This window comes from Microcoleus sp. FACHB-831 (genome assembly GCF_014695585.1).
In the GTDB taxonomy this organism is placed as follows: Bacteria; Cyanobacteriota; Cyanobacteriia; order Cyanobacteriales; family FACHB-T130; genus FACHB-831.
Genome location: NZ_JACJON010000039.1, coordinates 114,475 through 127,635 on the forward strand (window position 1 = coordinate 114,475; position 13,161 = coordinate 127,635).

Sequence of the window (13,161 nt, forward strand, 5' to 3'; positions counted from 1 at the left end):
ATCTAAAGTAGGATGCGAAAAGAAAAATTATTAGCATACTAGAGTAAAGCGGCGTTTTAATCGCTATGAAGGATCTGTATGCAGTCTCTAGATCGTATTGTTCAATAGCGATGGCAGTACCAACCGATAAAAACTGGGTGCAAGAAACTCGTTATGCAAGTAGAGGAAGTATCTACTTGTTTGCGCCGATGGTGAACTTTAACGTGATGTCTGAAGTGGGAGATACGCCACCATAATTCGATTGTGGCTGTAAAAAAATATTCCTTACATTGAAATGGAAGCTAATAGGCTTGACTAGCCCTGTAGCTATGTTCAGCACATAGCCAAGCGAAGCTTTGGAATCGATGTAATGCGTGAACAATAGGCTTGTTTTAAGTTAACAACTTCGATCTACTAATAGCAGCAAGTTGCTTTAGGTTTCATTTTGACGTACTTATATGACCAACTGCTAGTAAGAATTCCCACTTACGGGGACTGGCAAAGTGATGGATATTGCATGGATTGCTAATTGCAACATGGCAGGCTTAAGGATAGACAGTTAAGTAGTTTAGGGGGATTTTCTGCTACTTAATTGAGTCTTAATAAGCTGTATTTGTGTAGGCGCTCGCGTCTGCTGCCGCTACATACTTTCATGGAATTAGACCGGATCTAAAACTTTTTAATAAATAGGGGTGTTTACCTTGAAAAGTTATACTTCTGAAACCGACGTTTCTTTTGTTCAGACGAAGATTCTTGGATTACTAGATTTTTGTAAGGGACTAGCAATTGCTTGGGTATTTTTATTCCATTGTTATAGAGGGGGCTGGTTTGGCTGGCAGGGAGTTCACATTTTTATAGTTTTGAGCGGGTTCGGCTTAACTTACTCTTGTTTACAAAAAGGAGATAATTTTTCTTGGAAGCAGTGGTATATTAAACGATTTGAAAAAGTTTTACCCACTTACTGGGTGGTATGTTTATTTGGATTTTTAATTATGTTATGTCATTATATATTCACCAATGAGGATATAGCAAAAAACTTTTTAAAAGCGGCAATTCAACTAAAGTTAGATATTCTCGTTTTCTCGAAATTGTCTCATCAAACTATATTCGCTCTTCCCAATAGCGCCCTCTGGTTTATTCCCCTAATTCTTGGTTATTACTTAGTTTTCCCCTGGCTTTACACGCGGACTTTGAAAGATGAGACAACAAAAGGCTACTTATCAATACTGTTAGGAGTTGTAGCTCTTGAGTTTATCTATAGGGGTATTACAATTTATTGGCTCGATGGTTTCCCCATCGGTTATGAAAACCGTTTTGATGCTTTATCGCTAGAACCCATAAAACCATTAAATAGACTTATTGATAGTTGGATAATGCCCTTCCAATTACAAGCACCATTTGCGTTGTTTCCATCTAGAATAGGGGAATTCATGCTGGGAATGATTGGGGCAATACTCTTAGCCAAAAATCCCCAAAAATTTACTAATATTTTTTTGGATTGCCGCATGGGACTAACAGGGGTATTTATTTGGTTAGCGGGCTATTGTTTAGTATATGTGGGGCTATGGGGTTGGATTTTCGCAGATTTCATTATTTCTCTAGGTTTAGTGTTATGGGTTGTTAATCTTGCCTGGATTTTTCAGCAGAGATGGGGATTTTTATTTATAACACTGAGCCAGCTAGGGATTTGGTCTTACTATATATTTTTAACCCACGATATTTTCGTATATGTATATTGGGAAAGTCTTCCAGCAATCGGGCTAGATATTGATTCACTTAGCTGGTCAACTAATAACATAGTAAGGCTGGGATTTATAATGTTTGGCACTTGGGCTACAAGCTGCTTATTACTAAAATTTGATAAGTCAAGGCTGCCTCATTTAATGATTAAAAACAGTCTGACAAGAGCTGTAAAATGATAAACCCTAAATTAATTGCTCCGCTAAGGCTTCACCAATAAACTAGAGTTGTAATGAACAACTTTTCCGGTGTGAATTTCATTTGTTAGTATTGGCAAGTTCCTACACCAAGGTAGAGACAATATTTTTTTATATAATTTTCTAGAGATAGGCGATCGCACTGGTTTTACCTTTCTCTAAAAAAAAATTCGCAACAGGCGATCGCGCTTTTTTTGCAAGTTGTCGGTGGCGGCGCGAAGGAACGTAAACTCAATTGAGCCAGAGTAGTTTGCTTTGAAGCCGAGATCCCCGACTTCTTAGAGAAGTCGGGGATCTTGTTAGGGCGCGTTTTTATTTATTAGTATGCAACAAAGTTCTTAGGTAGTAATGCTATATAAATTCAAATTTTAAGTTGTTAATATTATATTAAATTTTCTATAACAAGCAATAGATTAACAAATAGATTGCCTAGAAAACCTTAAAAGTTGACAATTTCCAAGATTGCCGATTGCAGCTGTTAAACTATCAGTGGGGAAGAATTGGTAAAAACAGACTGTTTGATAAATGCCTGGTAGAGGGGTTGGCGTGGAAGCGCCAACCTAGCAGACTGGTATTGAACCAATTCAGAGCAGCGATCGCAGATATCCGTCAAATAAGCATTAATAATTTTAACGGAAACCGCCGAATCAATTAATTATTTTACAAATGCACCAAAATTAGTTGCTATGTGGGATATTTTAAATAACTTTTTCTCAGCAGAAAATTTCATTCCTCACGGGCACTGTTACTTGTGGAAGCCAGGGCTAGTGTGGATGCATCTGTTATCGGACTTATTAATAGGCATTGCTTACTATTCAATCCCAGCAACGCTGATCTATTTTGTGGGTAAGCGGCAAGATCTGCCTTTCCGATCGATGTTTGGGTTGTTCGGAGCCTTCATTGTCTCCTGCGGGACAACTCATTTTATGGCAGTTTGGACGCTTTGGCACCCGATTTACTGGGTATCGGGCTTGCTCAAAGCGATTACTGCGGTAGTTTCCCTCTACACAGCCTTGGCGTTAGTGCCATTAATCCCCTTAGCTTTGGCTCTCCCCAGTCCAGCCGACCTAGAAAAAATAAACCTTACCCTGCATAAGGAGATCCAGGAGCGCAAATTGGCAGAAGCAGAACTGCAAAAACGCACGCAGATGCTCGACTTTGCCAACGACACAATTATTATTCGCAACCTAGACGATAGTATTACCTACTGGAATCAAGGAGCAGCACGGCTATATGGATGGGACAAAGAAGAAGTTTTAGGAAAACACGCCCACACCTTATTACAAACCATATTTCCTAAACCTCTAGAGGAAATTTTAGAGGAGTGCTTGCAGCAGGGTTATTGGGAAGGAGAACTCACGCACGCCAAGCGCGATCGCACGCAAATTATAGTGGCAAGTCGCTGGACGTTACAGCGCGACGAACACCTTAACCCTGTAGCAATTCTCGAAATTAACAACAACATTACCGAACGCAAACTGGCTTTATCAGCATTACAACGCCGCGAACAAGAGTTGAAAACGCTAGTAGAAAACGCCCCTGATGGGATTATCCGCCTAGATCTGCAACTGCGACACCTCTATATAAATCCAGCCGTTGAACGGGAAATAGGAATGCCTTTGCGTACAGTCATAGGCAAAACTTTATCAGAAGTAGGTTTTCCGGAAGAGATCGTAAATTTTTGGAAACCACGTTTTCAAAAAGTTATTGCGACTGGTGAAATGAGTTTAGTTGAATTTAATTACGTTGGTGTAAATGGACAGGAATTTTTTCAAGCTCGCATAGTACCAGAATTTGCGCTTGATGGTTCTGTAGAATCTCTCCTGATGATCTCCCGGGGTATCAACGAGCTAAAGCAAGCAGAGGAAGCATTACGCAAAGCCAACCAAGAACTAGAAATAAGAGTTAAAGAACGCACCGCTTTTTTATCGGAAATCAATGCATCTCTCTTAGTTGAAATGAAAGAGCGCAAGCACGCAGAAGCAGCACTGCGTCAGAGCGAACAGCGCTATCGATCTTTAGTAATTGCTACTGCCGAAGTTGTCTGGCTGTGCGATGCTGAAGGAAGGGTAGTTGACCTTTCTCAGAGTTGGCAAGTGATGACGGGTCAAACTGAAGAAGAGCACAAGGGGTGGGGATGGGTGAATGCCATTCACCCCGAAGATCGCGAACGTACCCGTCAACTTTGGAAGGAAGCGATCGCCACCAAAACATTTTATAAAAACCACTATCGATTGCGGACAAAAAATGGTAGTTACCGTGACTTTGCGGTGCGGGGGGTTCCCGTCTTAGAAGCAGATGGCAGAATTCGTGAGTGGGTTGGTATTTGCAGCGACATCACCAGCCGTAAACAAGCAGAACAAGCATTACAAAAAAGTGAGGAGCTTTATCGCACCCTGGCTAGGAATTTTCCTAACGGTGTAGTTATTTTGTTTGACCAAGATTTACGCTATACGCTCGCTGAAGGGCAAGATATTGCAGCTTCTGGTTTGAGTAAAGCAGAACTAGAAGGTAAAACCATTTGGGAATTATTTCCTCCAGAAACCTGTGCGACGCTGGAACCACTTTATAGAGCGGCTCTAGCAGGAGAGGCAAAAGTTTCGGAAATATCTTATGGGGAAAAAACTTACAACATACATACGCTCCCGGTAAAGAACGACGGAGGGGAAATCTCTGCTGGGATGGCGATGACGCAAGATATCAGCGTGCAAAAGCAAGCAGAGCAAGCGCTGAAAAATTCGCGAGATGTGTTAGAAGCTTCTGTTAAAGAGCGGACGAGAGAACTAACCGAAGCTAATGCTGCTTTACGAGCGGAAATTTCCCAGCGTCTACAAACACAGGCGAAATTAGAGCAACTGGCGACAGAACTAAAAAGCTCGAATCAAGAACTAGAGCAATTTGCTTATGTGGCTTCCCACGATTTGCAAGAGCCATTGCGGGCAATAGGGGGTTATACGCAACTGTTGGTGCAGGAATACCAAGAGTGTCTGGATGAGTCAGCGACTGAGTACATGAGTTACATCGTGGATGGTTCAGCGCGGATGCAGCAGTTGATTCAAGACTTGCTGGCATATTCTCGCGTTGGCAGTCGCTCTCAAGAGTTTACACCAACAGATTGTAATGTTGTGGTGGAGCAGGCGATCGCTAATTTGCAAGTGGCGATCGCCGAGAGTAAGGCGATTATTACCCATGACTTTTTGCCAACGGCGATCGCAGATAAAACTCTCTTAATGCAGGTGTTCCAAAATCTGATTGGCAATGCGATCAAGTTCTGTCGCCAGCAGTCTCCCCAAGTTCATATCGCAGCAGAATTAAGAAATAATGAATGGCTGTTCTGGGTGCGCGATAATGGTATTGGCATCAAGCCCCAGTATCTCGAACGTATTTTTGTAATCTTCAAACGTCTGCATACGCGCAGAGAGTTTTCCGGGACTGGTATTGGTCTGGCTATCTGCAAAAAGATTGTAGAACGCCATCAGGGACGCATCTGGGCTGAATCGCAGCTAGGAACCGGAACAACATTTTATTTCACCATCCCAAATCGACCTAGCAATGAAGAATTATGATTAGCAGCCAGATATCCAGAACAATTAATATTTTGCTGGTTGAAGACTCCCAGAGCGATGCTAATTTAACAATTAGAGAATTCAAAAAATCCAAAATTTCCAATACCCTGCACTGGGTTGAAGATGGGGAGAGCGCGATCGCCTATCTGCGAAAGGAGGGCGAGTATGTCAATGCTGCATCTTGCGACCTCATCCTGCTCGATCTCAATCTTCCAGGTATGGATGGTCAGGAAGTGCTGGCAGAAGTAAAATCAGACCCAGATCTAAAACAAATTCCTGTAGTAGTTCTGACAACATCAGCTGATGAGCAGGATGTACTCAAGTCTTACAATCTCAACGCGAACTGCTACCTGACTAAGCCCGTTGATATCCAACAGTTTCTTAATGTTGTGCAGTTGATCAACAACTTCTGGCTAGCGGCAGTGAGGCTACCCCCCAATTAACGCAGTATTATGTACCAAAAGTCGATTCACGTCCTATTGGTGGAAGATAGCCCCAGCGATGCGAACTTGCTGCGCCACACCTTTTCGCGGGTCAGCAAGGGTGAGTGGGAACTGGTATGCGTTGAGCGGTTGAGCGATGCCATCGATGTTTGCAGCGATCGCGCCTTTGATGTAGTCTTGTTAGACCTTTCTCTCCCCGACTCTGATGGATTGGAAACGGTAGCACAATTCCAGGTAGCAGCACCAGATATACCGATTGTGGTGCTGACGGGGGTTGATGACGAGGAGTTTGCCCTACAAGCTGTGGCACAAGGGGCGCAGGATTATCTCGTCAAAGATCAAATCACTATGCAATTGCTAGTGCGGACTATCCGCTATGCTATCGAGCGCGGACAAGTATTGGCGCAGTTGCACGATAGCGAACGCCGCTTCCGGGGGATTTTTGACCAAACATTCCAATCAATGGGGTTATTGACACCAGAAGGAATTCTGTTGGAAGTTAACCAAACTACCCGTGACTTCTGCGGTACTAAACAAGAGGATATTGGTCTGCCACTGTGGGAGGTAAAAAGTTGGAATTACTCCTCTGCTACTCAGGAGTGGTTGAAAACTGCGATCGCTAGCGCCCAAGATGGCGATTTTGTTCGTAATGAAGTTGAGGTGTGTGGTGTTGGGGATGAGATGCTGTGGATTGACTTTTCTCTCAAGCCAGTGAAAGACGAGAGGGGAAAAGTCGTATTGCTGATTGCTGAAGGCAGAGATATTAGCGATCGCAAACGAGCCGAAGCAGAAATGATTAAGGCATTAGAAAAGGAACGCGAACTCAACGAGCTAAAATCCAACTTTGTTTCTATGGTTTCCCATGAGTTCCGCACCCCTATGGCGACGATTCGCACATCTGTAGAACTCCTGCAACGTTTCAACGATAAATTGACTCCTGAGAAGAAAAGTCAATACTTTGGGGTGATCCAAACTACTATCAAAGCTCTTGTCGAATTGTTAGATCAAATATTGCTGCTTGGCAAAACTGAGGCAGGAAAACTTAAGTACCAACCCGCACCGCTGGATTTAGAAAATTTTTGCCTCACGCTTACAGAAACTTTGCAACTTAGTGCAAAAACGCAGCACCAAATTATTTTTACCTGTCAAGGAAAACCCATCGAATTTGAAATGGATGAAGTGCTGTTGCAGCACATTTTCACCAATTTACTTTCTAATGCTATCAAGTATTCTCCCGCAGGTGGCAAGATACACTTTGATTTAATTTTCCAGGATAATAAGGTAACTTTCAGCGTAAAAGATGAGGGAATTGGCATTCCTTTGAAAGACCAACAACGTCTGTTTGAAACATTCCACCGATGCAGCAATGTAGGCCGAATTCAAGGGACGGGATTGGGGCTTGCCATTGTCAAAAACTGCGTAGATTTACATGGCGGCGAGATTGAGTTAGAGAGTCAAGAAGGCGTTGGTACAACATTTATAGTCACCCTCCCATTAAAGCGATCGCAAGATACGCAATAAATCGCCATCTCTATAAGAAAGCGATCGCGCTCCTTGTTCTGCCTTGCTGTGCGCTCTAAACCTTGGTTAACGACTTGGTTCTTAATTTTGCCTAGTGTCCGGAATGCCTTCTGATGTTAGTGAAGTCTTCAGCTAGACTTGCTTACCTATAGAGGCTGTGAAACAGATGGGTATGGATACTTATGAAGATAAATTTAAAGTCGCACTTGATGTTTGGAAGGAAGCACAGGTGCAACAGCGAACTTTCAATGACCTACTTTTTAGAATTCGCAATATAGCTTTTGTTTTTGCTGGGGTTGCTGTAGGCGGTGTGGGAACGCTGATTAGTAAAGATACCGGATTATCTGTACCTGGCTATCTATTAATTTTTGCAAGCATCCCTTGGGTTTCTTTGTACCTTCTAGACCGCTACTACTATCACCTCTTACTGATGGCTGCTGTCCGTGTATCAGAAGAAATTGAAGCTAAATTTTTCAGCCAGCATAATATTCCTCCACTGTCTCAGTATATCACCAAGTTTAATCGCGATAAACCAATACCGATACCTTTTATCAATGCAAAAACGGGAAGGGAAAAAGTTACTTTTTTTTATGCTTTGCCGTTAATGACAAGCTTAGGTGTGGGTTTCTATTTTATTTATAAAAACCTATTTGCCTCGGTTTTAGTTTCTTTGGCTGTGGGAGGTGTACTCTTGTTTTTAGAGAAGTCTTCTTACAAAAAAAATGATGACTGAATCGTGCTTGTCATGGTATATTTTTTCGCTTGGCGAACCATAAAACCACCTCCCCGAGTTTCCATCGGTATCGCATCACCAGCCTTCATCTCCACTACGGCTTTACTACGCAACTTTTCCCCAGCGCGATCGCGCTTTTTTTAATTAGGCGCGATCGCAGCTAAGGTAATTATTAACAACTTAATCAATACCTTAAAACATTTTTATCTGACTGTACCGCTATCTGTTCGCAATAACCCAGTTTACCGATACTCCACAACAGCTGCAATTGCAGTTGCAATTTCTTCCATAGTCGTACTTGAAACTTCTCCGATTTTACGGATAAATCTTTGCACGTCCATACCGCGCAATTGCAAAACATCGACAGCAGAAACTTTAGTTAGACTATTGCCACTATCGGGATCGATTCTAACGTGCCAGATATTCCCAATGTAATATTCTTTCCAGTCTGTGATTGGTGCTATCAACTTAATAGGCAATTTACCTACACCATCAGAACTTACCACTATGGCAGGGCGGATTTTTTTTATTTCTGCCCCCACTGTGGGATCAAAATTAGCAAGCCAGACATCACCCCGTTTGGGAGAGGACTCGTTAGTAGTCAATCAAGTCTCCTGTCTGTAATTCCTGCCATTCTCTATCTTGCTGGTAATGTGCCAACATTGCCTCAGCCTGCGAAGCTAGTATGCGTCGCCGTTCTTCTAATGGCAACTTCATAAACTCACGGCGGCTGATGTTGTTAAATTGTGCAGGTATTTCTGCATCCTCGATAGGTGATTCCCGTGTCTGAGGAGCAGTATTTACTATTTCCATAAATTATACCTAAAAATTTAAAAATGTTTGAATTTTCATTTATTATATCAATATTATAATAGGCGCGATCGCTATTTATCTAAACCCTGTATTTTTTCAAAAAAGTTTTAAGAAACAGGCGATCGCGCTTTTTTTAATTATTTACCTGCGAAGCTTTAGCCAGCAGCATCGCTGTTTAACCTGCTGAGTTCTCTTACATTGCACCATAAGCGCCACCCCCAGGAGTTTCGATTGCGATCGCATCTCCAGGATTCATCTCCACAACAGCTTTACTACCCAACTTTTCTACAGTGCGATCGCTGCGTTCAACCCAATTTTTACCCACAGCACCAGCACCTCCACCGTGCAACCCAAAAGGCGGAATAACACGACGACCTGATAAAATACCAGCAGTCATCGATTCAAGAAAACGCAAGCGACGGATAACACCATTACCGCCACCATGACGACCTTTACCCCCACTATCGCGGCGAATTTCAAAACTTTCTAAAAGTACAGGAAAACGCCATTCCAAAACTTCTGGATCGGTAAGTCGCGAATTCGTCATGTGAGTTTGCACCGCATCCGTACCATCAAAATCAGCACCCGCACCAGAACCGCCGCAGATAGTTTCATAATATTGATATTGTTCGTTCCCAAACGTGAAATTATTCATCGTTCCCTGCGAACCTGCCATTACTCCCAACGCACCATACAAAGCATCAGTAACCGCCTGCGAAGTCTCCACATTCCCCGCAACTACAGCAGCAGGATAACGCGGATTCAACATACAACCTTCAGGAATAATAATCTCCAACGGTTTGAGACACCCCGCATTAAGAGGAATATCGTCATTCACCAAAGTGCGGAAGACATATAAAACTGCTGCTTTGCATACAGCAGAAGGTGCATTAAAATTGCTTTCGAGTTGGGGAGAGGTGCCAGTAAAATCAATTTTAGCGCTGCGATTAGTGCCGTCGATAGTAATTGCAACCTGGATTACGCTACCATCATCCATCTCACAGGTGAAATTGCCATCCTTCAGCACCTCAATAACGCGACGCACCGACTCTTCAGCATTATCCTGAACAAAACCCATATAAGCTTGCACAGTTTCCAAGCTATAATGCTGCACCATTTTAGTTAGTTCCTGCACGCCGCGCTCATTTGCTGCAATTTGAGCTTGCAAATCTGCTATATTCTTCGCTGGATTTCGTGCTGGATAAGAACCCGATCTCAATAGTTCTAATAACTCTTTTTCGCGGAAATTACCTTCGCTAACTAGCTGGAAATTATCAATCAGCACCCCTTCTTGCTCGACATTTACACTATTAGGAGGCATCGAACCAGGAGTGATACCGCCAATATCTGCATGATGTCCCCGCGATGCAACGTAGAAAAGAGGTTTGGGTTTTGTTAGCGTAGCGGTATCAAGTAAGTTTTGAGTTTTAAGTTCTGAAAATACAGGGGTAATAACAGTAATATCAGGTAAGTGGGTGCCACCGTTGTAGGGATTATTTAAAACATAAACATCTCCAGGCTTTAAGCTATCACCATGAGCGTCAATCAGACTTTTCACGCTTTCGCTCATCGAGCCTAGATGCACTGGAATATGCGGCGCATTGGCAACTAATTGCCCATTTCCATCAAAAATGGCACAGGAAAAATCTAAACGTTCCTTGATATTAACCGACGAGCTAGTATTTTGAAGAGTGATGCCCATTTGTTCGGCGATCGCGCGAAACAAATTATTAAAAATTTCCAACATCACAGGATCGGCTTTGGATTTTGGATTTTGGATTTTGGATTTTGGATTAATATCAGCTGTGCGCTTTAAAATTAGATGGTTGCGATCGCTCAACTCTGCCAACCAACCAGGTTCGATCGCATTCGTCCCAGTCGCTTCTACAATAATTGCAGGGCCAGAAATACAATCTCCCGGTTGCAAATTGTCACGCTTAAACACAGGCGTTTCGTTCCACGCATCCGCCGCATACATCTGCACAGTAGCAACCGACACAGGCGTTAATGAATCTCTGCGCGAAATCACTGGCTCATCCGGCACATCAGTCTTCCCCACCACCTCAACCGAAACCGCCTCAACAATCAGCGCCTTATCTTCCACAATAAAGCCGTAACGCTGTCGGTGCGCCTCCTCAAAGTCTCCCCGCATCGCCGCCACATCCCCAAAATCCACAATTAGCGCCGTATCGCTACCCTCATAGCGCAAATGCACCTTGCGAAAAACCTCAACCTCTTCCTCTGCTTCCTCTGCGCCTCTGCGGTTTAATTCCTCCTCCCCCTCTTTCACCAAATCTGCCAACAAGCGATCCAACACCGACAGCGATTCCTCGCCTAGCTTGGCTTCCACCGCACGTTCCCTAATAACGCGCACATCCGCCAAACCCATACCATAAGCCGATAACACGCCAGCGTAGGGATGGATAAACACCTGCTTCATCCCCAACGCATCTGCAATTAAACAAGCGTGCTGTCCTCCAGCGCCACCAAAGCAGCACAGAGTATATTCAGATACATCGTAGCCGCGTTGAAGAGATATTTTTTTGATAGCGTTAGCCATTTTATCGACAGCGATCGCCAGGAATCCATCCGCCACCTGTTCAGGCGTCCGGTTGTCCCCAATTTGCGCCGCCAACTCGCCAAACTTCTGCCGCACCACCACTGCATCTAACGGCAAGTCGCCATTAGCACCAAACACCTTCGGGAAATACTCAGGCTGCAACTTACCCACCATTACGTTGCAATCCGTGACAGTCAGCGGGCCACCCTTACCATAAGAAGCTGGCCCCGGATTCGCCCCCGCCGACTCTGGCCCCACGCGATAGCGCGAACCGTCGAAGTATAAAATTGAACCGCCGCCAGCAGCAACAGTGTGAATCGCCATCATCGGAGTACGCAACCGTACCCCAGCAACTTCAGTTTCAAAGGTGCGTTCGTATTCGCCGTTGTAGTGGGCGACATCTGTAGAAGTGCCGCCCATGTCAAAGGTGATAATCTTGTTAAATCCAGCTATGCGGCTTGTTTCGACAGCACCGACAATCCCCCCAGCAGGGCCAGATAAAATGCTATCTTTGCCTTGAAATAGCTGCGCGTCTGCAAGTCCACCGTTGGATTGCATGAACATCAAGCGATTTTGGATTTTAGATTTTGGATTTTGGATTGCAGAATGTTCTTCACTGTCGATATTTTCCAATTTTTGGGCAACTCGATCGACATATCGGCGCAGGATTGGGGATAAATAAGCGTCAACGACGGTAGTATCGCCGCGACTGACTAGCTTCATTAAGGGGCTTACTTGGTGGGAAACTGAAACTTGAGTAAAGCCAATTTCCCGCGCGATCGCTGCAACCTGCTTCTCATGTTCTAAATAGCGATAACCGTGCATGAAAACAATCGCACAACTGCGAATGCCATCATCATAAGCGGCTTGCAATCTTGGGCGAATATCATCAAGATTAACTGGGATTAATACTTCGCCTTGGGCGCTGTAGCGTTCTTCTACTTCAATAACTTGCTCGTAGAGCATTTCTGGCAGAATAATATGGCGGGCGAAGATATCGGGGCGATTTTGATAGCCGATGCGGAGGGCATCGCGGAAACCTTTGGTAATAATTAAAAGAGTGCGATCGCCCTTCCTCTCCAACAACGCATTAGTCGCCACAGTCGTCCCCATCTTGACCGCTTCAATCGCATCCGATGGTACTGGTGCATCAGCAGGAATCCCCAAAATATCCCGAATTCCCTGCACTGGCGCATCAGAGTAGCGTTCTGGATTCTCCGACAATAGTTTATGAATTATTAGCTGCCCATCTGGACGCCGCGCCACAATATCAGTAAACGTCCCACCCCGATCGATCCAGAATTGCCAGCGATTATTAGCGTTAGAAGCAGCAGCCATAATTTCCTCTTTTAGCTAAAAGCCCTTTCTAAAATATTAGTGTTCAATACTTAAAAAGCAAGAATATCCGTAAAGGCTAATTTTTATGATAGCTGCTGTAATTATTTGCGTTGTTTTGAGTTTGCTTACTACCGCCCTGCTCAACATTAAAATAATTTTGGTTCTTCAGCACTTGTTATGCTAAACTAACAATTAAAATGCCAGCTTAATAAGCATCTTACTCGGAAATTTTCAAAATTTCTAAATCCATAAGCAGAGCGTTTAATTAGTT

10 protein-coding genes are annotated in these 13,161 nt (G+C 43.7%); 6 read left to right on the forward strand and 4 right to left on the reverse strand.

Annotation, left to right across the window (positions count from 1 at the left end; genetic code table 11):
• Positions 1-110 precede the first annotated feature (110 nt).
• From H6F77_RS28325 to H6F77_RS10095, 6 genes are all read left to right on the forward strand, one after another.
• Positions 111-236, forward strand: a complete 126-nt coding sequence (locus H6F77_RS28325) for a hypothetical protein (RefSeq protein ID WP_255515715.1) — start codon at positions 111-113, stop codon at positions 234-236.
• Positions 237-680: 444 nt separating this feature from the next.
• Positions 681-1,898, forward strand: coding sequence for an acyltransferase family protein (locus H6F77_RS10075; RefSeq protein ID WP_190487922.1), 1,218 nt, complete (start codon positions 681-683; stop codon positions 1,896-1,898).
• Between the two features lie 704 nt (positions 1,899-2,602).
• Complete coding sequence (locus tag H6F77_RS10080; RefSeq protein WP_190487924.1) at positions 2,603-5,482, forward strand: PAS domain-containing sensor histidine kinase; 2,880 nt, start codon at positions 2,603-2,605, stop codon at positions 5,480-5,482.
• Entirely contained in the window at positions 5,479-5,925 is a 447-nt protein-coding gene (locus H6F77_RS10085) for a response regulator (protein WP_190487926.1), read from the forward strand. The genes H6F77_RS10080 and H6F77_RS10085 overlap by 4 nt, the downstream gene beginning before the upstream one ends.
• 9 nt (positions 5,926-5,934) lie before the next feature.
• A complete protein-coding gene (locus tag H6F77_RS10090) occupies positions 5,935-7,446 on the forward strand; it encodes a hybrid sensor histidine kinase/response regulator (RefSeq protein ID WP_190487927.1) in 1,512 nt (503 codons plus the stop codon).
• A 157-nt stretch (positions 7,447-7,603) separates the two neighbouring features.
• A complete protein-coding gene (locus tag H6F77_RS10095) occupies positions 7,604-8,179 on the forward strand; it encodes a hypothetical protein (RefSeq protein WP_206753453.1) in 576 nt (191 codons plus the stop codon).
• Positions 8,180-8,421: 242 nt separating this feature from the next.
• Here H6F77_RS10095 and H6F77_RS10100 read toward each other — a convergent pair whose 3' ends face one another.
• From H6F77_RS10100 to H6F77_RS28850, 4 genes are all read right to left on the reverse strand, one after another.
• Positions 8,422-8,784: a type II toxin-antitoxin system PemK/MazF family toxin gene (locus H6F77_RS10100; RefSeq protein WP_190487931.1), complete on the reverse strand. Its 363-nt coding sequence runs from the start codon at positions 8,782-8,784 to the stop codon at positions 8,422-8,424.
• The gene (locus H6F77_RS10105; protein ID WP_190487953.1) at positions 8,774-8,992 is read right to left on the reverse strand and encodes a hypothetical protein; all 219 of its coding nucleotides are present in this window, start codon (positions 8,990-8,992) and stop codon (positions 8,774-8,776) included. Before H6F77_RS10105 ends, H6F77_RS10100 begins: the two co-directional genes overlap by 11 nt.
• A gap of 193 nt (positions 8,993-9,185) precedes the next feature.
• Complete coding sequence (locus H6F77_RS10110; RefSeq protein ID WP_190487933.1) at positions 9,186-12,890, reverse strand: hydantoinase B/oxoprolinase family protein; 3,705 nt, start codon at positions 12,888-12,890, stop codon at positions 9,186-9,188.
• Between the two features lie 185 nt (positions 12,891-13,075).
• A partial coding sequence (locus H6F77_RS28850; protein WP_190487949.1) for a transposase occupies positions 13,076-13,161 on the reverse strand: 86 nt, incomplete at its 5' end.